This is a genomic window from Ktedonobacter sp. SOSP1-52 (assembly GCF_016587395.1).
The window spans coordinates 851494-877308 of the sequence record NZ_BNJH01000006.1 but is presented as its reverse complement, the minus strand read 5'-3'; the positions used below and the strand labels follow the sequence as shown (position 1 = coordinate 877308).

Sequence of the window (25815 nt, the reverse complement as noted above, 5' to 3'; positions counted from 1 at the left end):
AGAATCGGCGTCAAATAGCAGAGGGGTTTGGCCGCGCTCGGCAATCGAGCGCGGCCAAACCCCTCTGCTATTTGACGCCAGACACGGGAGGAGTTGCACATCCCGCTTTTGCACCTGGAGCTAATGGCTCCCTACATCTTCGGGCCTCTTGACTGTAAATGTGATTACTGAATGGCGTAGTTTTTTGATAATTCTCTGATGCTTATCGCAGATAGCCTTCTCAAAGAGAAAGCTCTTGAACCCGCTTACAAAGCCTTTTCCCTCGTTAAGGGAGGGAAAAGGCAACACCGAAATTACGTCAAACCATTCTCAAATTTTGCCGCCATTTAGTAATCATATTTACAGAGTATACCAGATGGGGAGAGGTTTCTCCTGGCTCTGAATAGTCGATTCCTATGATTGACGCCAATTTCCTACGTTTCACCTCAAAAAGCGTCGAACATTCACGCTATTTACCAAGTTTTCCTGCCTGCCAGAACGATCTGATCGCTTAACGTACAGAAAGCACAAAATGATGCGATGACCCCTCTCTCGGCTTCAGCCAGTCCCGACGTTCAGCCCAGTCTCCCAGGCAATTCCCGCTACATCCCTCCACCGAGTACTCACGCGCGTGTTGTCATCGTTCTCTTCCTTTTTCTACCCCCCCGGCCAGCAGCGCTCCCGCGGTATCGACTACTGTGAGCTGACCGCTGCGCTGCACGTCCGGCCGCGTCAGTGCTGATTGAGAGGTCACGGCTGGTTTTGCCCGCCGTTTGTGTCACTGGCAGTAGCCCTGGTGCCGAGGTCGTCGGAGCATCCAGATGCCAGCCGAGACCATTGGGCAATGGGACGTCCGCCCATGCGGTAGGGATTGGGTTCGCCGGTGTTTTCCCCCCACCGTTGCGGCCAGCCGACGGGCGAGTCCTCCCAGGCCTCCTGCCTGCCGTAGACAGTCATGTCCAGCAACCCATAGCTAGGGGACATGACCTCGACGCCGCGCCCGCTGGTCCAGTAGGTTTCGAATACACGGTCTTCGTGTCGCAGGTAGCACACCAGGTAGAACATGCCGACCTGGCGCCCAGCCAACAGAACCTCGGCGGAGTCTTGCACCGAATACCAGGGCATGTCCCAGCCCATAAAGTCGCGATATCGGACGCTCTCCTGGTAGGGACCCTGGCAGAACGTCGCGTAGGTGACGTCACGGGAATGCAGGTAGGATAGCTCGCGGACCTGCCCGTTGTATTTGGTGCAGCCCTCGCACTGAGCTTCAGCGGGTTGACCAGCGTCCCACATGTGATAGTAGGCGATCAGAAGCCTTCGGCCCTCAAAGACCGAGAGCAGCGTGATCGATCCGTGCGGGCCGAGAAGCTGGATGGTGGGGTCCACCTCCACCATCGGCAGCCGCCGTCGAGCCGCCGCGATGGCATCTCCTTCGCGGGTGTGCGCCTTTTCCTGAACCCGCAGCTTGTCCAGTTCCGCCTGCCAAGTGACCCGATCAACCACCGCAGGCAGCGCAGAGGTGTCGAGACCTGCGGCCTCCGGCAACCCTCCGTTCTTCGACTCATCCTTCATAGTGAAATGGTGCTGATCAAATGTGTTCATAGATGTTTCCTTCTTTCCTCTCCTTCTTGCATGCGGGATGACTCATGGGGAGCAGAGATTTGCTTGCAAGTTGCAACAAGATCTATTCTACTGGCAGAGAAAGGACAAAACTTCTTGAATCTTGCTCACATCCTCGGCCCGGCTCCAGCCTTGGAAAGATCAGCCGGACCGCCTGATAGGGCCTTGCCCGAAGCCGCGCATGTGTGCTGCCTGCTCACCTGGACAAAGGGAGTGAAGAAGATTCTCACAATCGACCGTTTTTCGGCACAAACTGTTCAGTTTTTCCAGAGGAGCTGCGCATCACCTCCGCAAGCGCGAAATGGACGCTTGACGAATCTCAAAACTTATATCAAAATCAAAATGTCAAAACTATCGATCTTAGATGAGTAAGTGACACTTACAGCAGAGGTTCTATGAAGATTGGCTATATCCGGGTTTCTAAGCAAGAACAAAACGAGGCATTACAAAGGGATGCGTTGAAAGAAGCGGGATGTGAGAAGTATTTCAGCGATAAGATGACCGGATCGACCTTTGAACGCAAAGGCTTGGAGGACACCCTGGCGTTCATCAGGCCAGGAGACACCCTGGTGGTCTGGAAACTTGACCGTTTAGGCCGCTCCCTCCAAGACCTCATCGCAACCCTCAACGGCCTTCAGGGACATGGGGTAGACTTTATCAGCCTCACCGAGAATATTGATACGACAACCCCAGGAGGAAAGCTGATTTTTCACCTGATGGGAGCGCTGGCTGAGTTTGAGCGCGATCTGATTCGAGAGCGAACGAATGCAGGATTAGCCGTAGCCCGTGCGAGGGGACGCGTAGGAGGGAGACCCAGAAAACTGACCTCCAATGGAAAAATTGCCCTGGCCTTGCGTCTGTTTGCAGATCCAAACCATTCCATTGATGATATTTGTTCGACGCTTGGGATCTCCCGTTCGACGTTATATCGCTATGTCAGAGAGCAGAAGGCACAAACACCAGAATGAAGGCGAGTAGATGGCCGATAGCCTTTCCTGCTTGCGCGTGCGTTAGCGGGGAGATTGAAGGCTCCTATCAGGCTTGCAAACCCTTAGCGGGGAAAAGTGTACGAAAAAATGTTATGACCCCATTTTGGCGAAGATTCGAACATTTTGGAAAGAGTTATCTCAGAGGCATGTCATCAGTCGGAAGGCTCTTCAGTGCCTTAATGACTGTCTGCATATCTTGATAGGAACGTTTGACAGCCTCATGATGATGAAGACAGTAATGCTCTAGGCGTGCTCCCCCTATGTATCTGCCTTGATAGATGAGCCTTCTGAATTGTACCTCCAGGCTTTTTTCTCGTTGACCATAGGTTTCCCAAAAAGCATCGACTTCTGTGCCAGCATTGCGGTGCATAAGGAACATGGTCCAGTCAGCCATGGGATCTCCCCAAGAGGTCCGATCAGAGTCGAGTACTGCGACAATCCGAGGCCCTTCTTCGCCACGCTTGACTAAAATATTCACGGTCCACAAATCGCCGTGAAGCAACTGTGGTCGTGTAATTTCATCGAGGAGCCTCTGGTTCGTTTGAGCGATATCGAGAAGGCTTCTGACATCGGTCGTATCCAGTTGGGCCTCTTCGAGATCATTGATGATGCTGGTTAACCAGTCCATGACGGTCAAGCTCCAGGAAGAGAAATGGGAATCAAGAGCAGAGTTGCCAAAGTGATGTCCCTGGACAGCATGGATCTTCTTAGTAATACTGCCAAGTTGCCTCCAGAGCCCCTTTTTCTCTTCTGACGTGAACGTGCCCATGACCTGAGCCCATTGTTCTCCTTCCATGTATGTCTGAAACAGATAATCTCGCTCAAGGATCTGGTGGGTAAAATCCGCCATGAGAATTCTGGGCAGAAGCGGTGAAATGGGAGCGAGAAATGGGAGACTGGCATGCTCATTACGCATCAGATTGCTTTCGATACGGAACTGGCGAGTAGGATGAGGTCCAACGCGTAAAATGACCGGTTGCATATCACTCATATGAATAAGGTAGGTATTGTTGTAGAGTCCACTGCCAAGTTCTTTTGCCGACTCGACCTGTCTCTCCTCTCCAAACGCACGCTGACACATAGCAACGATCTGTGGTTGTCCAACGGGCTGCTGAAAAGCGTCAGCGGATCGCTCAATGGGGATGTATTCCATAGGAATATTTCCTCTCTTCTCTTTGTCTGTGAGCATAGGAGTGTCACGAGAAATCGTCAATGCCACGCGCAATCCGTGTTCGAAACTTGAGTAAAATGACTCACTCTTCGGCTCAAACATGCACGAATCTCGGGCCTAACTACAGCTTCTCATGGCTTTGTTCCTGAAATAACTTCCCATCCTGTTTCGCCTTGAACCCATCGTGGTTCTGTCTGTGCAGTGCGCGTTTTCCGTTTGTCATGGGATGGAAAGCGGAGCACGCCATTACGCGGCGTGATCTGACGAAGCGCGTGGCAGGCAGGACATTCTACTCGTTCAATCCCACGTTCCTGAAAACGTTGTGAAAGAATCTCCAGGACGCCAGAAAAGGAACATTTACTCACATTTGTCGTTGGGATCTGATCTCCTACCGGATCGCGCTGAGCGGCTCGCCCAATGCGGCCTCCCCTACGCGCCCGATCCTTGCCATCCGTCGAAAACACATCAGGATTGGCCGGGATTAGCTTCCCATCAGGTGCAGGAGTCTCAAGAAACTGTTGGAGTTGCCGTTCACTTTGGGCTTTAGCTCGTGCTACTCTATGTTCTCCAGTTCGGGCCTCCATCTCCAGACGAGCTCGTTGATCAGGCTGTAATGCATAATCGGTCAGCGCTTCAACGGTCAGGACCATTTTGTCCTCACTCCAAAGAGCATCAACGGTCTCGACGATCCAATCGCCTAACACCCCCACACATCCCATGCTCCATTCCCCAAACCAACGCCAGTGAGAGAGGAGCGCCGGAACATCGACCGTCAGAGGAACGCTTTCGAGCAAGCTTTGGAGAGCGCCGACAAATTCTTCACACTCTTTCTGGTTGTCTAGGTGGTAGCGAGGAAAATGATGATCGCGCATTCTCCGCGTGGTTTGACCATTGAGCTTGCCCCGTTTTCGTAGAGTCTCTCCAGGTTGGAGCCGAGGAGAATGTCTGCCGTTTCTACGTAACGTTACGTAACGTAATGTAACGTTACTATTCTTAGTATAGAGAAATAAACGTTCTACGTCAAACGTTTTTCTTTGCCTGTTGCAGAGCCCTCTGTTCATAGACAAGTGGACTCACGTATCCAAGCGTCGAATGGCGGCGAATGCGATTGTAATACACCTCCAGATACGTGAAGATCGCCAGACGCGCTTTCTCATGAGATGTATAGATGGTGCTGCCTACACATTCCTCTTTCAATGAACCGAAAAAACTCTCCATTGCTGCATTATCCCAGCAATTGCCTTTTCGTGACATACTTACCATAATCCCAGATTGTTCTAAAATGAGACGATACGCTCGCGAAGTATATTGGCTCCCTCGATCACTATGATGCAGGAGTCCACTCTTGGGGCGGCGGCGAGTGAGAGCCATATCGAGTGCATGCTCCACCAGATCTTCATCACAGCTCGCCGACATCGACCATCCTACCACGATTCGTGAATAGAGATCCAAGATGACCGCAAGGTAGAGCCATCCTTGTGCGGTAGGGATAGACGTGATGTCGCTTACCCATTTTTTATTGGGTTCTGGTGCCGTAAAATCCCGGTTTAAGGTATGTCGAATCTCTTCTGTGAGTTGGCCATCTTCCCGTTTGCGTTGACAGGTGGGACGCTTTCGCCAAGCGTAAAAGCTACTTTCCGAGACACCAAGCACTCGGCACATGACGACAATGGGAAATTCCTGCTTGTGTTGCTCGAGAAACTGATATTTCACTTGGATTCCCGTGAAAAGATGCCCACAACTTTTTTTAAGATATCGCGCTCCTGCTGGACTCTTTCGAGTTCGCGTTTGAGGCGGCGATTTTCCTCCTCTAATGACGTTTGGTGTCCGCTGCCTGGAAAGGCTTCTTTGCCATGCTGAGCCAGTTCCTTGCGCCATTGGTGAATGGACGTGTCTGAGATGCCCAGCTCTCTGGCTACCTGTGCAATCGGCTTGCCGCTGGTCTGGGCCAGCTGCACCGCCTGCTCTTTGAATTCTCGCGTGTAAACTTTTTGGACCTTTGCCATGCTCATCCCTTTCCCGATTTGCTAGAGTATATCTCAGCTTTGGGGACTCTATCAAATCGGGGAAGGCTCAGTGAACTCTTGCGTCCGGAGCGTGCATGATAGTGGAGCTGAATACGCGTCGGTTGGTCGTAGTACTCCAGCACATCGTCATCCACCTCCATCGCGTAAATGGCCCACAACTCGACACGGTGGCTTTCAAACTGGATGGAAAATCCCATTTTGGTGCTGGGGAATCGCCCGCTCACGTTTGAGGCCCCACCTTGTACTTTTCGCGCAGGTTGAGAGGAACGAACGCGAGCAATGGCCGTTTCCGTTGCTGACGAAATGTGGTTGCGCTGGCACCAGATGCGAAACTCATCGTCTGTGAGCATGACATCATTTCCTTCTCTTTGTTGAGAACCAGCCGATGAAGAGCCTCCTCATGAGCTCTTTTCAAGCTGAGTATACCCAAGATTCAGAAAAGAAACAAGCTTCTGCTCCATATCTTTTCGTCTTTGCTGGATATCTTTTCGTGCATTTGCAGAAAAGAGTGTTATCGGGAAGATTACTTTTGAGAGAAGAAGAGGGCAAAGGGAAATTGGCGTTTAGACTAAATTCCTGTGAAGCCAGACGGGAAGCGGTTTCATACTATTTAGAGAAAAATGGCTTCAGCCCGCTCCCTAGGCCGCTTCATACAAAATTAGTCTAAACTCCAAGGGAAAGAAAAGATATGGTGCAGAGTGTAAGCGTTTTCTCTCGTTCTCTACTGAAATGCCAATGCCAATTTATGGTTCAGACAGGAAAAGATATTCAACAATTAACAACCAGCAACATGGTTTTCAAGGCATCCAAGCGTTGGCAGAAGAGATGGCGTTGGTCCGCGAGGGAAACATGTTGCTTACTCGCGGTCCGAAACCGAAAGAACTGGCGTCCCTCGTCATATGCCCTGCAAAAGCGAGAGGCTGATGTGAAGTTCCCAAATCCACGCATCGGGTAATAGCGCTGTTTGATCCCACGATGATCTTGTTCCAGGTGGTTATTCAGGTAGGCATTCCAACGATGCATGACCTCGCTGCCGAGAATCTCACGAATCGCACGTGGATAGGAGTCATGTCCATCGGTCGTTACCCGCTCCGGGGCGTGACCAGCCGTTGCGATAGCCTGGCGGAAGAACTGCTTTGCTGCCTCCATATCGCGTTTCTCACTCAGGCGTGAATCGACCAGATTCCCATCACGATCGAGAGCGCGATAGAGATACCACCACTTTTCTCGCACTTTGATGTACGTTTCCTCTACGTACCATGATGTCCCTATGTGTCCCCGCCGCCTGGTACGCAAGTGTTCTGCAAGTAAGGGAGCAAAACGAGCTTCCCAGCCTCGGATCGCCTCATGAGTGAAGACCCAACCGCGCTCGAGAAACATCTCAGTGAGATCCCGCAGGCTCAGTGTATAGCGCAGCCGCCAGAGAACGACAAGCAGAACGAGATCGGTTGGATATTCCAGCAAGTTGAAAGGCGTGTTGGTGCGCTCATTGAAGATATGGTGGCACCCTCGGCAACGGAATATCCGGTAGCCAAGTGTGGTTTTCCTGTCTTGTTCTCTCGTCGTTACAGCCAGGCAGTACGGGCAATTCATCGGACACGCCTCCCCAAAATGTCTCTGTGCTGATCAGTCTCTCACACGCTAGCGGAACTTCGCTTAGAGTCCTGTTCTCAGTTCTGACGCATCCCGAAGACCCGCAAGACGACGCAGCCGTTACAGATTGCGCTTCATGCGGTATTCACCTATGTTCGCTCCTTCGCATTTCAACCTGACGCTTCTTAAGATGCTATCTGCCGGCGTCACTGTCCGGACCTGTAAACTATCCGGTCTCTCCCGCACTTTTGATGAGAAAGTGCGGGAGAGTCAGCTCACCCCCAATTGACTCCTTCCCTGGTGAGGGCATCCATCTCTTGCTCGGAAAGATGCCGTTTTCACCAGAGTTCTCTGTCATGTCCTGTTTGGATCAGTTTTCGTCCTCAAGCGGCTGGGCCAGTTTGAAATCATCGAGAACAGACGGATAGCTGAACATGACCAGGACGGAGCAGCCATTCTTCGTCGTATGTGGACCGTGAGCAATCAACGGCTTGACATTGAGTTCCGTGCCCGCCGGATAGGAGATGCCCTCGTTTATGAAATCACCCTCAAGGACGTACAGCGTTTCCGTTGTTCGCTCCTGCAGGTGTCTTGCAATCTCGCTCTCCGGCTCCATTCTCAGGAGGGCCAGCGCTGGACCCAAGGGCTGATCAGCGTTTAAAATCTTGAGCGTGACAGTCCCTTTGGTGTTGGGAAATGGTGCCGGTATCGCCTGGATCTCCGAGGTTTGGAGCGTTTGGTTAAAACTCATAGAACTGTGCCTTCTTTCTGTCTCTTTTTTCTTTCTTCGTCTCAGCCAAGACAGGTGTGCTTGACCTGCTTCTCGTGTAGAGCGAAATGCACGAGAAGTCATGGACCAAAAGACCCATTTTGGAGAGCACCAAACACCGTCACTTGCGTCGTAGTATCTGTCTCTTCAGACAAGAACAGACCACCCATTTCATTATGCAGTTTCCCCCAATCTCAGGGTCTGGTACAGATATGGTGGCCGAAACGTTTTCACCACACCTGCACCAGACCCTGCCATCAAAAGAGCGGTTGACCCACTATCCGCAGCGAGGTTTCGCCCCTACATACAAAATCGAAAGGTTTCGTAAAGGTCTCCATACCGTTTTTTACATTCTTGAACGAGTCAGCTTGTCGCAAGCAACCAACCAGCCTGTTGAAAAAGTCCTTGCTGAGTTTATGAGAATACCTGAGCTTGCTTGCCCATCGCTTTGTTGAAGGAATAAACCAGCGACAAGAGCGATAAAGGGATGTGTCAGAACAGAGAACACAGAAGATCACAAGGCGTGCTCAATCCTCCAGCCTTCTTCTGTTAGGCTACCAGCAACATGACTTTTAAGGCATCTAAGCGTTGGCAGAACAAACGACGTTGGTCGGCAAGAGAAATGTATTGCTTAGTGGTAGTACGAAACCGGAAGAACTGGGGTCCCTCGTTGAACGCCCGGCAAAAGCGTGATGCTGACGTGAAGCTTCCAAACCCGTGCATCGGAGAGTAACGTTGTTTGATCCCACGATGATCTTGTTCCAATCGATTGTTCAGGTAGGCATTCGTCCGGTGCACGACAGTATCGCCGAGGGTCTCGCGGATTGCGCGGGGGGAGGAATCATGCCCATCGGTTGTCACCCGCTTAGGTGCGTGATCAACCATGGTCACCGCTTGGTTGAAGAATCGCTTTGCTGCCTCCATATCGCGTTTCTCACTGAGACGTGAATCGATCAGATTGCCATCTCGATCAATCGCCCGATACAGATAACACCAGGTGCCATGGAATTGGATAGGGACACGGCGCAGTACGCTTCTTACGAAGCACCTGTTTCCGCATCCCCTCCACCAAACCCGCCGTGCAACTCATCGCTGCAACGGGCTCTCCACGGTCTTTTGTTCTTTCTTAGGGTAATCAAACGGTCCTACGTATCCAGACCTCTCACCCCTCCTTGAACGAGAACCGCCGCCACCCTTCCCCGCAGTCCAGTCATTAGCTGGCTTTCAAAGGGTACTATGATGGCTCTGACTGATGATCTCTCCATCGGATGCAGCTATCTTTGCCTGTCTCACAAGCGTTCCAGGCGAAGAGATCACCTCTCACAAGTTTGGACCCTGACATTCTACGATGACCTTTGGGTGGCTCCTTTAGGCCGAATACAGACGCGTCTCGTCTGCCACAGAAGGGGGGCGCGTTTCTCCCCCTATAACATTGTCTCTTGCTGGGGGGATCCCCAACGTTTTGGTGTAGTAAAAGAGTACACCATACCTCCCACTCACGGTTGTCCCTTAGAGGGCGACTCTCCCTCATCGTGTGAACCTTAACGACCCGTCAAACAGAGCTTTCTTACGTCACCCAGTTTCATCTTTGGCTAGCAAACCGGGTGAGGAGAGAGCGTTTTCTCCTCTCGTCTACATTGTCCAGGCAGCTCTTTCACCTCCGATTGCTCAACCGGAAGCTACGCCTGTAGCCATCAGGCTTTTGGGGGAAGCCCAAATCCTACCAAAGAAGAAATCTCCTTTGCTTCGGAGAGTGTCAGTAGCAAAGTTCTTGTCGCACCTTTCACGTACGTTTCATCTACGTCCCACGATGTTCCTGCTTGTCCGCGTCGTTTGGCCCGTAGGTGATCGGCGACAAGTGGAGCAAAACGGGCTTCCCAGTCTCTGATCGCTTCATGCGTGAACACAAAGCCACGCTCTAAGAACATCTCAGCGAGATCACGCAGACGCAACTTGTACCGGAGCCGCCACACAACGACGAGCAGGACGATATCGGTAGGATATTCGAGGGAATTGAAGGGAGTCCTAGTCCGCTCGTTGAAGATGCGCTGACAAGCGAAACAACGAAAAGTTCGATAGCCAAGTATGGTGCTTTTCTGCCGTTCTTTCGTGGTTAGGGATGTGCAGTGTGGGCAGTTCATGGTTCCTTCCTCATAAGGATGTGCTCAATGATCGTCAGTCTACCACAAGCACTTTTTTCACACCGTCCTTGTTCTCAGTTCTGACGCTTCCGTGCTGCGCACCTATTTTCCTGCATAAGAGGCTGGTGATCTTTCATGCCAATGCGATCAGATGACCCATTACAGACAATAGCACATACCTTCGATCGTATTCGAAAAGGCCAGGATCCGTGGGTGGCCATCGGGAATTTTTCCAACGAGTGGTTCCTCTATGCTGCCGATCGGCGACCGACTCTTATCGCTGAGGCGCCTTCTTTGCCATTTTCCCCAACCCGAGAGGAATGCCGTTGGGCCAGTTTTCTCGCTGCCTCGGTAGAGTATCTGTGCGAGGAGTACGTTTTGCCTTGTCCAGAATGGGTACACGAGCTGGACGAGCTGGTCCATCTGGACGTCCCCTGGTATCACGTGCTCTATGTCGACGAAGAAATCAAAAAGTGGCTGGAAGTTGCATCCCCTTTAGCATTTAAACAGAGAAATATCTTCTGCGGAAGCCAGGTCTTTCCTGACAAACGATCTATTCTCTCCCAGGTGCCAGAGGGAGAGCGTATGCGGTAGCTGTGCCAACTGCCGGTCGACACACCACACAAACACAAACAACGCGTAACAGAAAATACCAGGCCATCAACCATGCTGGTCCCGCACTACGAGATCGATATTTATTGATGAGTAGAGGCCCAAAGAGTCTCTTTCCTCTCAAGGTCGTGGGGACAATTTATCAGTCCGAGCGTAAGATCCCTGCCTTTATGTGCTTACACGTACACACAAGTTTGAACGTTTGTAGAAGATCCGCATGAGCATGCGAGAGAAAGACGCCAGGAAAAACGCGTCATGATGCGCAATGATGTGCTTTCAGCTTGGCGAGACACGCGGCCTCTTCTGAGAGAAGCGGGCCACTTCTCGTGTGGGAAAAACGAGGCTTGTGCAGCGCATCACCTCCACGTTTTTTCTCCAGATCCAATAGTTGTGTGTAAGTGTAAGGGATAAACGGTCTGGAGCTCGCAGATTGGCTGGAAAGCCAGGAGGAATATGAGCATATCCCCATCCTGCTGATAAGCGCGGATATGCCGCAGGAAGTCAGTGGCAACAAGCATCTCAGAACGCTGCAGAAACCCTTTGAACTGGAAACCCTGCTGCTTCTGGTCGCGGAACTGCTGGCCTGAGCAGCAAATGATGTCTCTGGCGTGGGAAAAGCGTTCTCCAACAGCTATGATGCTCAAGCCCTACTTCCATGATCGGGAAGATCGGCGCGCATAGGGACAGACCAGCATGGATACCTGGCTGCCCCCGCAGCGATTTCAAGAGAGCAAGGGAAAGCCTTCTGTTGCAAATATCGGTTGACGGAACATGACAAGGCCGTTCCCATTTTGGGAACTTAGCTGGAAAAACATGCACGTACCATGAAATGACATCCCTGTAATCTTTTGCATAAAGAGATGGAGATATGTTTATCCTTCTCTTGCACTCAACCTCTATCTTGAAGATGGAACACCATTATTGAGGGAGGTAGGTTGCTCGTGGGAAGCACCTATTACGTCTACGGAGAAGCAGAAGGAGAACAGTGAGATGCCCCAAGCCACCACCTATGACGCGATTGTGATCGGGACCAGCCGGGGTGGCAGACTCCTCCCCATCACCCTGGCGAAGGCAGGCCAAAACGTGGCGCTGATTGAGCGAGACCATATCGGCGGGGTCTGTGTCAATGTGGGCTGTACCCCCACCAAAACCATGGTTGCCAGCGCGCGCGTTGCGTATCTGGCACGGCGTGGCGCTGAGTACGGCGTCCACACGGGCCCCATCTCGGTCGATCTGCAGGATGTCCTCCAACGCAAACAAGGGATCGTTGAGGGTGCGCGCAAGGGCCACGAGAACCTTCTGACTGCGGCACAAGGGCTGGATCTGCTCAGGGGCGAGGCTCACTTTACCGCCCCAAAAACGCTTGAGGTCTCTCTCCAGGACGGCGAGACGCGAGAAATCACCGCGCCCCTGATTGTGATCGATACCGGCGTCCGACCAGCGCCACTCGCGATCAAGGGCGCCGAGCGTATTCCCGTGCTCAACTCAACCACGCTCATGGAGCTGGATACACTTCCCGAACATCTGCTCATTCTCGGTGGCGGCTACATCGGGCTGGAGTTCGGACAGATGTTTCGCCGCTTTGGCAGCCAGGTCACGATTATTCAGCGCCGTCCACGCTTGCTGATGAGTGAGGATGAGGACGTGTCCGATGAGATCACCAAGATGTTTCGCGAGGAGGGGATCACGGTCCTGGCCGGCACCACACCGCAACAGGTGGAGCAGCTCAGTGATGGGCGTCTCCAGTTGACCGTGCGCACGCCTCAAGGCGAACAGCAGCTGACCGGCTCGCATCTGCTAGCAGCCGCCGGTCGCATTCCCAATACCGAAGCGCTCACCCCCGAAGTGGCGGGCATCCACCTGAACCAGGAGGGCTACATTCAGGTCAATGAGCGACTGGAAACGAACGTTCCTGGCGTCTATGCCATGGGGGATGTGAGAGGGGGGCCAGCGTTTACCCACGCCTCGTACGATGACTTCCGCATTTTGCGCACCAATCTGCTGGAGCATGGCAGTGCCAGCACGCAGGATCGCCTTGTCCCCCATACCATCTTCATCGACCCCCAGCTTGGACGGGTTGGCATGACTGAAAACGAGGCCAGGAAACAGGGGCGAAATATCCGTGTGGCGAAAGTGCCCATGACTGCTGTGCCCCGTGCCCTGGAAACTGGCGAGACGCGTGGGTTTATGAAGGCTATCGTCGATGCCGAGACCCAGCACATCCTGGGCTGCGCCATCCTGAGCATAGAAGGGGGCGAGATCATGACCATCATCCAGGTGGCGATGATGGGGAAGCTGCCCTACACCGCTTTAAAGGAAGGCATCTTCACCCATCCGCTCCTGGCGGAAGGGCTCAATCTGCTGTTTATGACACTCGATTCGTAGGACAAGCTCTCATTCATCAAAAATACCATGAGAAAGAGATCAGGAGTGAAGAAATGAGCAACGGTTTCGTCTCACGGGGATTCCGAGGTCGCCGAAAGCCTGGCGACGAGCGTGGGCGAATCCCACCAGGACAATATCTGGAGCGCGGCTTCCCCGTCCTTTCGGCAGGGCCAACGCCACACACGCCTCTTGCAACCTGGGATTTCTCCCTGCTCGGGGAGGTCGATCAACCAAAACGGTGGACCTGGGATGCCTTTCGCGCCCTGCCACATGAGATGGTGACCAAAGACATCCACTGCGTGACCAAGTGGTCGAAACTGGATACCCACTGGGAAGGCGTCTCTGTCGAGACGCTGCTTGAGCAGGTTGCGTACGATGCCGAGTACGTGATCGCCTTTAGCGATGGCGGCTATACCACCAACCTTCTGCTGGAAGACGTGTTGGGTGGGAAGGCATGGGTGGTGGATGCGTATGAGGGGCAGCCGCTCCCCCCTGAACATGGTGGACCGGCCCGCCTGCTGGTTCCCCATCTCTACTTCTGGAAGAGCGCCAAGTGGGTTCGGGGTCTGCGATTGGTCGATCGGGATGAACCGGGCTTCTGGGAGTCGCTTGGCTACCACAATCACGGTGATCCATGGAAAGAAGAACGATACCGGGGCGACTAAGCTGGCAACTTGGCGAGGTCGTGGCGACGCAGGAAGAAACAGCGCGGGCGAAGAGCATCACGCTCGCCGTTCCGCACTGGAACGGGCATCGACCAGGACAGCATGTGGATGTGCGCCTCACGGCTGAAGACGGCTACCAGGCAGAGCGTAGCTATTCGATCGCGTCTGCTCCCCAGCAGGAACCACGTGTAACGCTCACCGTCGAACGGCTCGATGAGGGAGAAGTGTCGCCCTACCTCACGGGTGAACTCCGTGTCGGTGACCAGCTGGAACTGCGCGGCCCAATCGGGGGATACTTCGTCTGGGAGGCACAGATGGGTGGCCCTCTCTTGCTGGTAGCTGGGGGATCGGGGATCGTGCCGTTGATGGCGATGATCCGCTCTTGGGTTGCTCTAGGGAGCACAATTCCGATCCGTTTGCTGTATTCGTCGCGATCATACACAGAGGTCATCTACCGTGACGAACTCGCTCGCCTGGTCAAGGGCAACACGAAGCTTGAGGTGGTGCAGACGCTAACCCGGGAGCAACCGCCTGGGTGGACAGAGTATCATCGTCGGATCGATACCGAGATGCTGCGTGAGGTGGCATGGCCAGTTGATCAACGCCCGCTGCTGTTCATCTGTGGCCCAACCCCATTCGTCGAAACAACCGCCACGAGTCTCGTCACATTGGGATACGAACCTGGACGAATCAAAACCGAACGCTTCGGACCAACAGGAGAAACATGATGGAGAACAAGCTTGATGGCAACGCTGCCGGGGGCATTCTGCAAGAGATCTTCCCCTTTGACATGACGCAGGTCCAGGCAACCTGCACAGGCTGCGGCGCAACCGCTGCCATCGGTGCATTGGCTGTCTACATGCATGGGATGGGGACGGTCATCCGCTGCCCCTCCTGCGATACCGTGCTCATTCGCGTGGCGCAAGGAAGGGGCCGCTACTGGCTGGATATGCGGGGAGTGCGCGTTCTTCAGATCAACACAGAGATCTAGTACTGGAAAGCAACATTATTGCAGAGGAAAAGGAGAAAGCCAGTATACAGGCGAAGAGGCTTGCGTATGCGGAAAGGTGAACAATGCAGCAGCCACAGGCAATCATCTTTGATCTGGACGGGGTTGTAACCGATACCTCGGAATATCATTACCGAGCATGGAAGCATCTGGCCGATGACGAGAAGATTCCATTTACTCGGGAGGAGAATGATGCCCACTTACGAGGCGTAGGGCGACGCGAGTCGCTGGAGTATCTTATTCGTGGCCGGCAGTATTCGGAGCAACAAATTCAGGAGATGATGGAGCGTAAGAATCGCTATTATCAGCAATTTATTCGCTCTATGACGCCTGCCGACGTCGTCCCTGGCGGACGCGAACTTTTACAGGAGATTCGTCAGCGTGGGATCAAGACGGCTATCTCATCCACCACTGAAAGCTCCCGTGCTATTGATCACAGCATAAAAACCTAAAGAGAGTAGCCGGAGTGAGCAAAACAGTGACGTAGAGCCTGCTTGCGATGCCTGAGCCTTGCACGTGCAAGCAGCAGTTCATGCTCAAGCTCAGACAGATCCTTGCAACAGCGATTCTTGAGCTCACGGCGTTTGAGCGGATTCCAGACCCCTTCCTGGGGATTGAACTCGGGTGCATAGGCAGGCAAACGGGCTGTGTTGCAAAAAGTCAGGAGGAGAAGCAACGACAGGATTGATCCTTCCTGTTCAGCTTAGGCAGCCACTCCAAACAAACTGGAAATAAGGGCTACCTGACTGAGGATATCCCCTTTCCCCACGTCTTTCATTTGTCTTTTTCTGATCATATGCATCACTTCATATCCCTGTAAGGTTCGCCATGCGGTCTTGAACGAAAAGAAGCCCAACCCAGGTTTGATGCGTCGTTTGATGAAGCGGTGATCCTGTTCGACCAAATTGTTGAGATACTTGCGTTGCCGCAGTTCACATGCAATGGCAAGCGTTCCCACCGCTTTCAATTCGGTCACGGCCTTGGGATAGGCTGCGTTTTTATCGACTGTAATCACGCGAGGAATCACTGTGTGGGAGGCACCAAGGGCTTTCGCAAAAAAAGCGCTTGGCGGCTTCAGCATCACGAGAAGAGCTCAGATGAAACTCCAGGGTCTTTCCTTGAGAATCCACTGCACGATAGAGATACATCCAGCTTCCCTTGACTTTGACATACGTCTCATCCACCCGCCACGAGTCAGTTGTTCTCTTGAGATGAGGCCGACACCGCTTTTCCAACTCAGGAGCATATCTTTGGACCCAGCGGTACATCGTCGTGTGGTCAACATGCAAACCCCGTTCCAGCATCAACTCCTCCAGATCTCGGTAGCTCAATGAATAACGGAGGTACCAGCGTATGCAGAGGAGTATAATCTCTGCTTCAAAATGACGCCATTTGAAAGGGGGCTGCTCTGGCATGATTGGTTCTCTTGTTCTTCTTTTCTCTCTATTTTGACAGATCAGCTTTCTTTTTGCAACACAGCTATGTCGCGACATCACGCTTTCGGGGCATTTCCCATCAGGAAAAAGCATTAACGTCACAACAATGGTTGCTCATGTCGGAATGCCAGAAATGACCCTCTATGGGGCAGCGTCAGCAGCTCTGACGCTGCTGACGTTGTTTTGCAGGAAAGGCGGAAGTCATGATGTGCTTCTCGCCACTGGAGCGCGTCCTGGGGGCTGAGTGGGCCGCGGACCTGCCTGGATGGGTGGGATGGGCCGGGTAACTGCGGAAGACCTGGTCAGGGAAATGTCGTTGTCGTAGTAGCGGACAGTGAGCGGCGAACCACTGAGCAGGCGATAGCTGGCTTCTTGCGCGGTGACTTCGATGCGCAGACAACGGCTACGAAACACCATTTGGAAGGCGAGCCGTTTGATCTGTTCTGGCAACCGTGGTGCGAAGGAGAGCATGCCGCCTTGGATGCGCACGCCGCCGAATCCCATGATCAACGCGGTCCAGGCTCCGGCGAGGGAGGCAATGTGGATACCGTCGCGCACATTGTGTTCCAGGTCATAGAGATCCATGAACGCTGCCTCACCGAGGTAGTCGTAGGCGAGTTGGAGCTGACCTACCTCAGCGGCAATGACTGCTTGCGTGGCTGCTGAGAGTGAGGAATCGCGCACGGTGAGCGGTTCGTAGTAGGCGAAGTTGCGCGCCTTCTGCTCTGGAGTGAAGGCATCTCCGCGCAGATGCATAGCGAGAATGAGATCTGCCTGCTTGATGACCTGTTTGCGATAGAGCTCATAGTACGGGAAGTTCCTGAACAGCGGGTACTGCTCGGGCGTAATCGCCGCGAAATCCCACACCTCATGCTCGGTGAAGGCTTCGTCCTGTGGGGTGACACCGAGGCGCTGGTCGTAGGGGATGAACATCTTCTCGGCGGCTTGTTGCCAGCTGTCTATCTCAGCGGCATCCACTCCAAGGGCGCGTGCTGCTTCTGGATAGCGCTTCGCTGTTTCGGCTGCGGCGGAAAGGTTGTGCTGTGCCATAAGGTTGGTGTAGACGTTATTGTCGACGAGGGCGCTATATTCGTCGGGTCCCGTGACGCCATTGATGCGGAATTGTCCCTCAGCGTTCTGGCATCCGAGTGAACGCCACAGCCTTGCCGTCTCGACGAGCAGCTTAAGGCCCACTTCCTGCTCGAACGCTCTATCTTCGGTTGCCTCAATATACTGCGTGACAGCATAGGCGATGTCCGCGTTAATGTGGAATGCGGCAGTGCTCGCGGGCCAGTACCCTGAACTTTCTTCGCCGTGGATCGTCCTCCACGGGAAGGCGACACCGCGTCGCCCGAGCAGGCGCGCACGTTCCCTGGCTTGATCGAGAATCGAGGCGCGCCAGCGAAGCGCATCGGCGGCGGCATGAGGGAAGGTCAACGTCACCACTGGGAGGACGAAGGTTTCTGTATCCCAGAAGGTGTGGCCATCGTAGCCGGGACCCGTCAGGCCTTTCGCCGGGATGGGGCGCTGCTCCCCACGGCATCCTGCCTGCAACACATGGAAGAGGGCGAAGCGCACCGCCTGCTGGATTTGCGGATCGCCCTCGATCTCAACATCTGCATGTCCCCAGAACGTATCCAGGTAGGTACGCTGCTCAGCAAGGAGACCCTCCCAACCCGTCAGGCGGGCCACCGAGAGGGCAGCAATGACCTGGTCGTGAATTGCGGGCCGTGAGCGTTGCCCTGACCAGCCATAGGCAAGGAATTTGACGATCCGAAGCCGTTGGCCTGGCTTCAAAGGGGCCGTGATGAATATGCGGGCAACATCGGGAGTGCTTTGAGACTCAACAACGGTCTCAGGTGGCCCCTCAATGTGATGATCCATCGCTGCGCCTATTCGCAGACCGCTGACGCGGGTATGATGAAGCATGAGCCCACTCGTCCCCTGTGCCATGTGCTCTTCGCATTCGAGCGAAGAAGGGAGAACGGCCCCTCCTCGCGGATCTTTGCCCATAGTCGGCAGTGTCTCGTTCGCGACCAGCTCCGATTGCACCGTCACACGCACTGGAGCATCGAGTGGCTCGACCTCGTAGCTGATCGCTGCAATGGCGCGCTGACTGAAAGACACCAGACGCATTGACGATACATTCACCGCGCGCCCAACAGGTGAGGTCCAGCAAACGTTGCGGCGGAGCACGCCGTTGCGAATATCGAGCACGCGCTCGTGACGCTGGACCCGGCCATAGCGGACGTCCAAGGGCTCATCGTCGATGAGAAGGCGAAGGATTTTGCCATTGGTGACATTGATCACGGTCTGCCCTGACTCGGGATCGCCGTATCCGATCTCTGCATAGGGGAGAGGGCGCTGTTCATAGAAGGAGTTCAAATAGGTGCCGGGCAGCCCGAACGGTTCCCCCTCATCGAGGTTGCCTCGTAGTCCGAGATGTCCGTTGGCGAGGGCAAAAATAGACTCTGTCTGCGCCAGGATGTCAAGGTGAAGATCCGTTTCACGAATATTCCAATCTTCGATTGTGAAGCAGGGATGCTGCATCATGACGAGCCCATCCATTGTGTTGCATTGGAATGTCGGAACACTACCTCCGGATAGTGTACTCTTATGAGAAAAACTCAGGGGCTTTCCCGCCTGCAGAGATTTCTCTAGAAGGTATCCTCTATAGAGGTGGTAGACAGACATGTTCATTTAAGAAGTCCGGAGAAAGGAAGACAGGAGAGATCCTGGACCACGTCTGCTCATGCATCCGCGAGAGAGACGGAGGGAAGGACAGAGGTATGCAGAAGCATTCCTGGTGGCAGCGACTCCACTGGCCCGAATATGGTTCAGAATTGCTGGGAACCACGTTTCTCGTCTTCATCGTGCTTAGCGTGGTCACCCTCATGTTCGGCTCAGGTTCACCACTGGCGACCGTGCTTCCCAATCGCAGCGCGCGTCGGCTGATGACGGGATTGATACTCGCGGCAAGCGGACCGCTCGTGGCTATCTCACCTCTGGGCAAGCTGAGTGGCGCCCATCTCAACCCGGCTCTCTCGCTCGCGTTCTGGCTGCAAGGAAAAATGCATCCGCATGACCTTGTCGGTTATCTTGCGAGCCAATTGCTCGGGGCCGTGCTCGGCGCGGGAGTGGCCGTGCTGATCTGGAAGGAGCGCGTGGCAAGTGTCCACAATGGCATTACCGCTCCAGGGATGGGATATCCTATCTGGAGCGTGTTTCTCATCGAGATGGGACTCACCTGCCTGTTGGTTCTGGCCATTTTTCTCTTTCTCAGCAGCCATCGCCTGATGCACTGGACCCCTTTCATGACCTGGCTTCTGGTGGCATTCTTCTACTGGCTGGTGGCGCCCATCTCTGGCTCCAGCCTGAATCCCGCCCGCAGCTTTGGTCCCGCTCTGGTCTCCTGGTTCTGACGCGATCAATGGGTGTATGTTCTTGCTTCTCCCATCGGGGCACTGCTGGCCGTGGGGCTCTTTCGATCGCTGAGCCTGGTGGGCATCTACGATGTGCTGACGGCCAAGCTGTTCCACGCCCCACGCTACCGGTGCATCTTTAAACATATCAAAGCGCCACAAATCAATACTGATCAGGAGGGAAAATTGATCACGCCGTGACGGAGGAACTGAGCATCAGGCAGGAGAAACTTTTTCCTCACGGGAAACGTTTCGGCACTTAGAGAGGGTTCTGTCAGAACTGAGAACACAGAAGCTCATCGTGGAAATCGAATGCTAAGGATATTGCGGTCTCTTGCTAGGAGGCTGCTTGTACCGATGTCTTCAAGGCTGTCAGCCGATCAAGGAAAGCTCGTCGCTGTTCTGAGCGTGAGGATGATTCTCCCTTGGTAGAGCGAGGGCAGAGATAGTTCCTTCATTCGTCAAAGGCAGAACAGAAACGAGCAGCCAAGTCAACATTTCCGAAGAAGCCATAAAATTTGTCAACCCCAAGCCGGTTTCCTGCAGGGCAATCGCATCTAAATAAGCTCAGCAACAATAAAGGAAAGGAAGAGGAGGTGATAAAATAAGCCAAAAAAGCGGGAGGCTATGAGATGGAGGAGAATGGCCGACGAGATCTTGAACGTCTGTTTGCGCAAGTAGAAGACCCTCGGGTGGAGCGAACCAAACTGCATCGATTACGGGATATCATCATCCTGGCGATCTGTGGAGTCTTATGTGGAGCAGAAGGCTGGGTTGAGATCGAGGAATTTGGGAACGCCAAAAAGGCCTTTTTTACGGATTTGCTCGACTTGCCCAATGGGATCCCGTCTCACGATACGTTCGGGCGTGTGTTTGCGCTCATTGATCCCAAACAGTTTGAAGCCAGCTTCATCCGATGGGTGCAAGGGATCAGCCAAACAGTCAACGGAGTGATCGCGATTGATGGCAAAACGCTGCGCCGCTCGCATGATCAGGCAGGAGGCAAAAAAGCGCTGCATCTGGTCAGTGCCTGGGCGGTCGAAAATCGTCTGGTGTTGGCTCAACTCGCGACGGAAGGGAAGTCCAACGAGATTACCGCCATCCCGCTGCTCTTAGAGCAACTGGCGCTCAAAGGCTGCATTGTGACCATTGATGCGATGGGGACGCAAACGAAGATTGCCGAGCGGATTATTGAGCAAGACGGCGACTACGCCCTGGCTCTCAAAGACAATCACGGGAACCTCTTTGACGAGGTGAAAGCGACGTTTGCTCTCGCGGAAAAAGACGGCTTTGCCAGCCCGTACTGGGAGTTGGATCGACAGGTGGAGAAAGGTCACGGTCGATTGGAAATTCGCGAACAGTGGACCCTGAGTGATCCGGAAATCCTGGCGTATCTCGACCCGCAACACCAGTGGAAAGGCTTGCGAGGCATTGGGGTCGTTCGGGCGCAACGGCGCATGGAACAGAAGACCACAAAAGAAACGCGCTACTTCTTGCTCAGTTTTTCGTCAGTCAACACCTTTGCCACTGCGGTCAGAAGCCACTGGGGCATTGAAAACAGCCTGCATTGGGTCCTCGATATCGCCTTTCGGGAAGATGAATCGCGCGTCAGGCTCGGTCATGCCGACGAAAATCTCGCGGTACTCCGCCATATCAGCTTGAATTTGTTGCGTCAGGAACGCTCTTCCCGTGTTGGCATCCATGCCAAACGTCTCAAATCCGGATGGGACAATCAGTATCTTTTGCGCGTTCTGGATGGGGTTAACTAGATGCGATTGCCCTGCGGTTTCCTGAGAGTCAAGTTGGGCTCAGAAAACAACAAGTCCCCTCTCAGCTGCCCTGGACAGGCAGCTCGCTTGAGTATGCTCCCGATCTGGGTGGGGGCTAAGGGCCCTTAGCCCCCACCCAGACTTTGCTGGGATCGTAGTCCTCCCCAGTCTGCATCAAGGATGTTGCTACTGAAACCATCTTGCGCATGACTGCCATGAGTGCTGACATCTTGGCGAGGCCACGCTTGACTAAATGCCGATAGTACGCCCCAAAGGCAGAGCCTTCCAGGTGGATACTGCGCAGGGCAGCGAGGGAGAGCATCTGACGTAAGAGCCCACTTCCCTGTTTGGACAATTTGGCCTGGCCTTTCCACTGCCCGCTCTCTTTGATTTTAATATCCATACCCGCGTAAGCGATGGCCTGATCCGTACAGGCAAAGCGATCCACCTCTCCCAGTTCTGCCTGTAACACTGCGATGGTTGTGGGACCCAATTCTGGCATCTGTTGCAGTCCTTTGGTTCCTGGATCAATCGTGATGAGCTGTTCGAGTTCCTTCTCCAACTGCAAAAGATTGGCCTGCGTATGCTCCAACTAATCGCAGAGGATGCGTAAACTACTGGCACGACCACGGAAGAGCGCGGCCACTGCTCACCGAAGCTTTCGCCAGGGCCACCAATTTCTGCGCGGTGGGAGGCCCAAAATGAGAGGTGGGCACCATTCGCAACACCTGGTACACCGCTTCTGGGCCTGCCTCAGCCACTGCCTGAGCATGTGGATAGGCTTTGAGCACCCCCAGAGCTGTCTGTCCGCAGGGGTCAGCAAACACCTGCGTGAACTCGGGGAACAGCACCACCACCACTGCCTGGATTTGATTTTCATAGCGAGCTGCCTCTTCGCTGAGCTGCGCATGCAAGCGCACGAGTTCCCGGTAGGCAGCGACTTGCTCGCCAGGGATATAGCCCACTCGCGCTTCTCCGCTGAGCAGAGCTCAGGCAATGGTCATGGCATCCAACCGGTCAGTCTTGGCGCGCAATCCCCGTTGCTGATGAAAATGATGGATTTGCCCAGGATGCAACAAGCGCATCTGGTAGCCTTGCTGCACCAGTTCATGGTAAAGATTCTCATGATAGCGGGAGGTGGCCTCCATCCCAATCACAATCTGGCTGGGAGCGGCGTCCAACCGGCTCAGCTTCTCCTCCCACCACTTCCAGCCCTCCCTCGCATGAGCAAACGTGGTCGGCTTGACCACGACGCTTTTATCAGGACGGGTGATGCACCCCGAACAGGACTGGCTTCCGATGTCAATGCCACAGACGTATTTAATCTCAGTCCCCTCGACTGAGGAGGCTGCTGAAGTGGTCTCCATAACCCTCCTCGATTTCTTTGTTCTTCCTCTTCCTTGACCTCCTCTCCGGTGCTATCTTTCACCGGAGGCAGTGCGCGGGAAGCCCGACCAGCCAGAGCAAACATCTGCTCATCTTGGATGGGCAATCTGACCCCGGTGAGTGCCTTTCGGGTCACCTGGGTCTGGTGCAACAAGCCTCATAGACCCTTGAGACTCTGGCGGATAGGGAGCCGTCTTCGGAAGGAGGTCACTGCTTTTCACAGGCCACAAGCCACGACCAAGGCTCTCCCGCTGCCACTAAATATTATATGAGCCATGCATGGGAGAATACCGTTGCTTGACTCCTCGATGGTCTTGCTCCAGGCGAGTATTGAGATGTTTGTTGGTTCGATGGAGCACATGAGCGCCTAGCGTTTCACGCACTGCTCGTGGGTAGGAGGCGTGCCCATCCGTTGTCACCCGTTCAGGGGTATGGCCAATAACGGCGAGTGCCTGCTTGAAAAACGGTTGGGAGGCCTCCATATCCCGTTTCTCGCTGAGGCGTGAATCAACCAGGTTGCCATGTGCGTCAATGGCGCGATAGAGGGAACACCATTTTCCTCTCACTTTGACGTAGGTGCGCATCCACGTACCACGACTGTCCTGCTTGTCCGTGCCGTTTGGCCCGCAATTGCTCTGTAATCAGCGGGGCAAATCGCCTCTCCCACTCCCGAACGGTCTCATAGGTGAACGTTAAGCCTCGATCAAGAAACATTTCAGCGAGATCTCGCAGGCTCAACTTCTACCGGAGCCGCCACAGGACAACCAGAAGGACCACATCGGTGGGATATTCCAGGAAGTTGAACGGAGTTCCTGTCCGCTCGTTGAAGAGGTGCTTACAAGGAGAGCAACGAAACATCCGATAGCCGAGCCTGGTCTTCTGGGTTTGTTCTTTGGTCGTGACTGAGGCGCAGTGTGGGCAAGGCATGAAGCACTCCTTCTCCGGTCGGTAAAGGTTTTTAGCATACCTCGCAGACGATCTCCAGGACAAGCCTCTCTCTGCGTTCTGACAGAACCTTGCTCATTGGGGACGCGACCGAAATTAACCTGACCAAGCATCTCAGCACGAGGGGAGTGGGTCCGGTTGGGCAGGGAGAACGCGGACGCGGCTTCTACGTCCACATGATTACGGCCGTCGATGCCGACGCCAAGCAGATTCTAGGCTGCGCGTACCAGTATCCCTGGGTTCGGCAAGCGGCCCCAGAGCACGAAACACGGACACACCGGCACTACCGGCCGCGTGAATCGCAGGTCTGGGAACAGAGTGCCCAGCTGATTGGCTTGCCTCCTGCTTCCCACCACTGGGTGCATGTGGGAGGCAGCGGAGCCGACCTCTTCACTTTTTGGGAAGTCTGCCGCCATCTGGAATGCGACTTCGTGATCCGCATCTGCCAGGATCGGTTGGTGCGGTTGCCAGCCGATCAGCAGGAAGCCGGAAAGATCTTGCAGCATCTGCAAACCCTGGCCCAAAGCCCGCCCGCCCAAGATGCTCAGGTGATGCATGTGCAAGCTGAGCACCGGCGCCCAGCTCGCGATGCCTTGTTGCAGGTGAGTTGGGCGCTGGTCCTCGTCCAACCGCCACTGCACGGTGCCTCGTGGGACAAGCAAGAACTGCCCCTGTGGGTAGTGCGCGTTTGGGAGCCGAAGCCGCCTGTCGGAGCCGAGCCTTTGGAATGGATGCTGCTCACCACGATTCCCGTGGATGGCCCGCAGCAGGCGTGGCAACGAACCCATTGGTATGCGTGGCGCTGGCTGGCGGAAGACTTCCATCACGCGCTCAAAACGGGCTGCCAGATCGAAGCTCGACAGATGCGCAGTGTCGAGGCTCTGATGCGACTGCTGGGCATGGTGACGCCCATGGCCTTGCGGTTGTTGGCGTTGCGCGAAATCGCGCAGACGGCTCCCCAAACAGATGCCACTCAGGTCCTCAGCAACGAAGTCGTGCAGGTGGTTGCTCATTTGGTGAAACGCCCAACCGCGAAGATGACTGCCAATGAGCTATGGCACACCATCGCCAGCTTGGGAGGCTACTTTAACCGTAAGAGCGATGGACCACCTGGCTGGAAGACCTTGTGGCGAGGATGGATCTATGTTCAGACGGTGTTGCAAGGCGTTCATCTGGCGGCTTCTCTTTCTCCTTCGTAATTTGTGTACACTTGTCAGGCTAAAGCTAGGGGGTTTACGGCGCGTTTCGATAATCTGATAACCAGGCCTCGATGAGTTCTCGTACAAACCTTACCAGTATTGATTCAGCCGCGAGAGGCGCTTTGAGCCTGAAGTACTTTGCCACTCATGTTCAAGTGTGGGCCAATCACCCATACCAACAGGACCACGTGATTGTACTATTCCCTTCGCATCAAGCAAACAGTAGTAAGGTGTGAGTCCTCGTGGATTATATGTCATGACCAGGCTGGTTGAAAGGCGTGGGGCGACAAGAATGGGCATAGTGATGGCGATCTTATCTTCCTGCTGAAGCAGAGTAATCCAGGCATAGGTTTCATTGGCTCCTGTGTCACTCACCAGCACAAATGCCACTCCCGCTTTTTCTTGAGCTGACTGACTTAATATGGTATTGTCAACTTAAAAAATTTCGTTGATGAGTTTTCATCATATCGACGCGACATTCGCCGAGATTCTTTAGAAAACATGGTTAGAAATAGGGCGTCATCCCCACTTTGAGGTCTGTTTCTCCTGTATAATCTCTACAATTTTGCTTAAGTTGACAATACCGTGGATTCTCCATCATTTCCGCGAAGGTCTGTTGGAGAATGGGCAGATTCTCCACAAAATTGAACTCCTAAGAACGGCTATGGAACATTCTTGCTGATGTTTCATCAGCCCCT

Annotated in this window: 26 protein-coding genes and 4 pseudogenes; 13 read left to right on the top strand and 17 right to left on the bottom strand. The window is 54.0% G+C overall.

Annotation, left to right across the window (positions count from 1 at the left end; translation table 11 throughout):
• Positions 1-729: 729 nt before the first annotated feature.
• Entirely contained in the window at positions 730-1581 is an 852-nt protein-coding gene (locus JMJ16_RS49170; RefSeq protein WP_236602076.1) for a DUF899 family protein, read from the bottom strand.
• Between the two features lie 63 nt (positions 1582-1644).
• Here JMJ16_RS49170 and JMJ16_RS49165 point away from each other — a divergent pair, with 63 nt between their 5' ends.
• The gene (locus JMJ16_RS49165; RefSeq protein ID WP_201393546.1) at positions 1645-1971 is read left to right on the top strand and encodes a hypothetical protein; all 327 of its coding nucleotides are present in this window, start codon (positions 1645-1647) and stop codon (positions 1969-1971) included.
• Between the two features lie 23 nt (positions 1972-1994).
• Positions 1995-2567 (top strand): recombinase family protein, encoded by a 573-nt coding sequence (locus tag JMJ16_RS49160; RefSeq protein WP_201393544.1) that lies wholly within the window; start codon positions 1995-1997, stop codon positions 2565-2567.
• 154 nt (positions 2568-2721) lie between these two features.
• Here JMJ16_RS49160 and JMJ16_RS49155 read toward each other — a convergent pair whose 3' ends face one another.
• From JMJ16_RS49155 to JMJ16_RS49140, 4 genes and pseudogenes are all read right to left on the bottom strand, one after another.
• Positions 2722-3741, bottom strand: coding sequence for a phosphotransferase family protein (locus tag JMJ16_RS49155; protein WP_201393542.1), 1020 nt, complete (start codon positions 3739-3741; stop codon positions 2722-2724).
• A 149-nt stretch (positions 3742-3890) separates the two neighbouring features.
• Positions 3891-4631, bottom strand: a complete 741-nt coding sequence (locus tag JMJ16_RS49150) for a hypothetical protein (RefSeq protein WP_201393540.1) — start codon at positions 4629-4631, stop codon at positions 3891-3893.
• Between the two features lie 148 nt (positions 4632-4779).
• Positions 4780-5765, bottom strand: a pseudogene (locus tag JMJ16_RS49145) (IS3 family transposase).
• Positions 5766-5767: 2 nt separating this feature from the next.
• Entirely contained in the window at positions 5768-6136 is a 369-nt protein-coding gene (locus JMJ16_RS49140) for a hypothetical protein (RefSeq protein WP_201393538.1), read from the bottom strand.
• A 50-nt stretch (positions 6137-6186) separates the two neighbouring features.
• Between JMJ16_RS49140 and JMJ16_RS49135 the strand changes: the two genes are divergently transcribed.
• Positions 6187-6453, top strand: a complete 267-nt coding sequence (locus JMJ16_RS49135) for a hypothetical protein (RefSeq protein ID WP_201393536.1) — start codon at positions 6187-6189, stop codon at positions 6451-6453.
• A 101-nt stretch (positions 6454-6554) separates the two neighbouring features.
• On the opposite strand, the gene JMJ16_RS49130 is transcribed toward JMJ16_RS49135, so the two are convergent.
• The 4 genes and pseudogenes from JMJ16_RS49130 to JMJ16_RS49115 all read right to left on the bottom strand — a co-directional run bounded on the left by JMJ16_RS49130 (position 6555) and on the right by JMJ16_RS49115 (position 10289).
• Positions 6555-7379, bottom strand: coding sequence for an IS6 family transposase (locus JMJ16_RS49130; RefSeq protein WP_201393534.1), 825 nt, complete (start codon positions 7377-7379; stop codon positions 6555-6557).
• Positions 7380-7749: 370 nt separating this feature from the next.
• A complete protein-coding gene (locus JMJ16_RS49125; protein ID WP_201393532.1) occupies positions 7750-8130 on the bottom strand; it encodes a cupin domain-containing protein in 381 nt (126 codons plus the stop codon).
• A 567-nt stretch (positions 8131-8697) separates the two neighbouring features.
• Positions 8698-9150: pseudogene (locus JMJ16_RS49120) on the bottom strand (transposase); the annotation flags it as partial.
• 692 nt (positions 9151-9842) lie between these two features.
• Positions 9843-10289 (bottom strand): hypothetical protein, encoded by a 447-nt coding sequence (locus JMJ16_RS49115; protein ID WP_374229180.1) that lies wholly within the window; start codon positions 10287-10289, stop codon positions 9843-9845.
• 135 nt (positions 10290-10424) lie between these two features.
• Between JMJ16_RS49115 and JMJ16_RS49110 the strand changes: the two genes are divergently transcribed.
• The 6 genes from JMJ16_RS49110 (at position 10425) to JMJ16_RS49080 (ending at position 15412) form a co-directional block, all read left to right on the top strand.
• Complete coding sequence (locus tag JMJ16_RS49110) at positions 10425-10883, top strand: hypothetical protein (protein ID WP_201393530.1); 459 nt, start codon at positions 10425-10427, stop codon at positions 10881-10883.
• A 1008-nt stretch (positions 10884-11891) separates the two neighbouring features.
• A complete protein-coding gene (locus JMJ16_RS49100; RefSeq protein WP_201393528.1) occupies positions 11892-13286 on the top strand; it encodes a mercuric reductase in 1395 nt (464 codons plus the stop codon).
• A gap of 53 nt (positions 13287-13339) precedes the next feature.
• Complete coding sequence (locus JMJ16_RS49095) at positions 13340-13951, top strand: sulfite oxidase-like oxidoreductase (protein ID WP_201393526.1); 612 nt, start codon at positions 13340-13342, stop codon at positions 13949-13951.
• The gene (locus JMJ16_RS49090; RefSeq protein ID WP_201393524.1) at positions 13921-14679 is read left to right on the top strand and encodes a ferredoxin reductase; all 759 of its coding nucleotides are present in this window, start codon (positions 13921-13923) and stop codon (positions 14677-14679) included. Before JMJ16_RS49095 ends, JMJ16_RS49090 begins: the two co-directional genes overlap by 31 nt.
• The gene (locus tag JMJ16_RS49085; RefSeq protein ID WP_236602075.1) at positions 14676-14942 is read left to right on the top strand and encodes a DUF6510 family protein; all 267 of its coding nucleotides are present in this window, start codon (positions 14676-14678) and stop codon (positions 14940-14942) included. Before JMJ16_RS49090 ends, JMJ16_RS49085 begins: the two co-directional genes overlap by 4 nt.
• Positions 14943-15025: 83 nt before the next feature.
• The gene (locus tag JMJ16_RS49080) at positions 15026-15412 is read left to right on the top strand and encodes an HAD hydrolase-like protein (protein ID WP_201393522.1); all 387 of its coding nucleotides are present in this window, start codon (positions 15026-15028) and stop codon (positions 15410-15412) included.
• Here the strand turns inward: JMJ16_RS49080 and JMJ16_RS49075 are convergent.
• From JMJ16_RS49075 to JMJ16_RS49065, 3 genes and pseudogenes are all read right to left on the bottom strand, one after another.
• On the bottom strand, positions 15409-15636 hold the full coding sequence (locus JMJ16_RS49075) for a transposase (protein ID WP_201393520.1): 228 nt from the start codon (positions 15634-15636) through the stop codon (positions 15409-15411). The genes JMJ16_RS49080 and JMJ16_RS49075 overlap by 4 nt on opposite strands.
• 27 nt (positions 15637-15663) lie before the next feature.
• Positions 15664-16375 (bottom strand): annotated as a pseudogene (locus tag JMJ16_RS49070) (IS6 family transposase).
• 222 nt (positions 16376-16597) lie between these two features.
• Positions 16598-18949: a glycoside hydrolase family 65 protein gene (locus JMJ16_RS49065; protein WP_201393518.1), complete on the bottom strand. Its 2352-nt coding sequence runs from the start codon at positions 18947-18949 to the stop codon at positions 16598-16600.
• 236 nt (positions 18950-19185) lie between these two features.
• Between JMJ16_RS49065 and JMJ16_RS49060 the strand changes: the two genes are divergently transcribed.
• The 3 genes from JMJ16_RS49060 to JMJ16_RS49055 all read left to right on the top strand — a co-directional run bounded on the left by JMJ16_RS49060 (position 19186) and on the right by JMJ16_RS49055 (position 21587).
• Positions 19186-19818 (top strand): MIP/aquaporin family protein, encoded by a 633-nt coding sequence (locus JMJ16_RS49060; RefSeq protein WP_236602074.1) that lies wholly within the window; start codon positions 19186-19188, stop codon positions 19816-19818.
• Positions 19819-19830: 12 nt separating this feature from the next.
• Positions 19831-20019, top strand: coding sequence for a hypothetical protein (locus tag JMJ16_RS55430; protein ID WP_236602073.1), 189 nt, complete (start codon positions 19831-19833; stop codon positions 20017-20019).
• A gap of 431 nt (positions 20020-20450) precedes the next feature.
• Complete coding sequence (locus JMJ16_RS49055) at positions 20451-21587, top strand: ISAs1 family transposase (protein WP_201380589.1); 1137 nt, start codon at positions 20451-20453, stop codon at positions 21585-21587.
• Positions 21588-21702: 115 nt separating this feature from the next.
• Here JMJ16_RS49055 and JMJ16_RS55425 read toward each other — a convergent pair whose 3' ends face one another.
• From JMJ16_RS55425 to JMJ16_RS49045, 4 genes and pseudogenes are all read right to left on the bottom strand, one after another.
• The gene (locus tag JMJ16_RS55425) at positions 21703-22155 is read right to left on the bottom strand and encodes a transposase (RefSeq protein WP_236602072.1); all 453 of its coding nucleotides are present in this window, start codon (positions 22153-22155) and stop codon (positions 21703-21705) included.
• A gap of 46 nt (positions 22156-22201) precedes the next feature.
• A complete protein-coding gene (locus tag JMJ16_RS55420) occupies positions 22202-22552 on the bottom strand; it encodes an IS110 family transposase (RefSeq protein WP_236602071.1) in 351 nt (116 codons plus the stop codon).
• Positions 22553-22576: 24 nt separating this feature from the next.
• Positions 22577-22954: an IS110 family transposase gene (locus JMJ16_RS55415; RefSeq protein WP_236602070.1), complete on the bottom strand. Its 378-nt coding sequence runs from the start codon at positions 22952-22954 to the stop codon at positions 22577-22579.
• Between the two features lie 282 nt (positions 22955-23236).
• Positions 23237-23900, bottom strand: a pseudogene (locus JMJ16_RS49045) (IS6 family transposase); the annotation flags it as partial.
• 50 nt (positions 23901-23950) lie between these two features.
• Here JMJ16_RS49045 and JMJ16_RS49040 point away from each other — a divergent pair.
• On the top strand, positions 23951-25117 hold the full coding sequence (locus JMJ16_RS49040; protein WP_307813444.1) for an IS4 family transposase: 1167 nt from the start codon (positions 23951-23953) through the stop codon (positions 25115-25117).
• Between the two features lie 90 nt (positions 25118-25207).
• Here the strand turns inward: JMJ16_RS49040 and JMJ16_RS49035 are convergent, their stop codons facing one another.
• The gene (locus tag JMJ16_RS49035; RefSeq protein WP_236602069.1) at positions 25208-25492 is read right to left on the bottom strand and encodes a hypothetical protein; all 285 of its coding nucleotides are present in this window, start codon (positions 25490-25492) and stop codon (positions 25208-25210) included.
• Positions 25493-25815: the final 323 nt, after the last annotated feature.

Coding starts and splice junctions, on each gene's coding strand:
- JMJ16_RS49110 (WP_201393530.1), top strand. CDS start 10,425: ATGCCAATGCGATCAGATGACCCATTACAGACAATAGCACATACCTTC.
- JMJ16_RS49140 (WP_201393538.1), bottom strand. CDS start 6,136: ATGCTCACAGACGATGAGTTTCGCATCTGGTGCCAGCGCAACCACATT.
- JMJ16_RS49155 (WP_201393542.1), bottom strand. CDS start 3,741: ATGGAATACATCCCCATTGAGCGATCCGCTGACGCTTTTCAGCAGCCC.
- JMJ16_RS55415 (WP_236602070.1), bottom strand. CDS start 22,954: ATGGAGACCACTTCAGCAGCCTCCTCAGTCGAGGGGACTGAGATTAAA.
- JMJ16_RS49065 (WP_201393518.1), bottom strand. CDS start 18,949: ATGATGCAGCATCCCTGCTTCACAATCGAAGATTGGAATATTCGTGAA.
- JMJ16_RS49100 (WP_201393528.1), top strand. CDS start 11,892: ATGCCCCAAGCCACCACCTATGACGCGATTGTGATCGGGACCAGCCGG.
- JMJ16_RS49130 (WP_201393534.1), bottom strand. CDS start 7,379: ATGAATTGCCCGTACTGCCTGGCTGTAACGACGAGAGAACAAGACAGG.
- JMJ16_RS49115 (WP_374229180.1), bottom strand. CDS start 10,289: ATGAACTGCCCACACTGCACATCCCTAACCACGAAAGAACGGCAGAAA.
- JMJ16_RS49095 (WP_201393526.1), top strand. CDS start 13,340: ATGAGCAACGGTTTCGTCTCACGGGGATTCCGAGGTCGCCGAAAGCCT.
- JMJ16_RS49170 (WP_236602076.1), bottom strand. CDS start 1,581: ATGAACACATTTGATCAGCACCATTTCACTATGAAGGATGAGTCGAAG.
- JMJ16_RS49085 (WP_236602075.1), top strand. CDS start 14,676: ATGATGGAGAACAAGCTTGATGGCAACGCTGCCGGGGGCATTCTGCAA.
- JMJ16_RS49135 (WP_201393536.1), top strand. CDS start 6,187: ATGAGCTCTTTTCAAGCTGAGTATACCCAAGATTCAGAAAAGAAACAA.
- JMJ16_RS49055 (WP_201380589.1), top strand. CDS start 20,451: ATGGAGGAGAATGGCCGACGAGATCTTGAACGTCTGTTTGCGCAAGTA.
- JMJ16_RS49090 (WP_201393524.1), top strand. CDS start 13,921: ATGGAAAGAAGAACGATACCGGGGCGACTAAGCTGGCAACTTGGCGAG.
- JMJ16_RS49150 (WP_201393540.1), bottom strand. CDS start 4,631: ATGCGCGATCATCATTTTCCTCGCTACCACCTAGACAACCAGAAAGAG.
- JMJ16_RS49080 (WP_201393522.1), top strand. CDS start 15,026: ATGCAGCAGCCACAGGCAATCATCTTTGATCTGGACGGGGTTGTAACC.
- JMJ16_RS49160 (WP_201393544.1), top strand. CDS start 1,995: ATGAAGATTGGCTATATCCGGGTTTCTAAGCAAGAACAAAACGAGGCA.
- JMJ16_RS49125 (WP_201393532.1), bottom strand. CDS start 8,130: ATGAGTTTTAACCAAACGCTCCAAACCTCGGAGATCCAGGCGATACCG.
- JMJ16_RS49060 (WP_236602074.1), top strand. CDS start 19,186: ATGCAGAAGCATTCCTGGTGGCAGCGACTCCACTGGCCCGAATATGGT.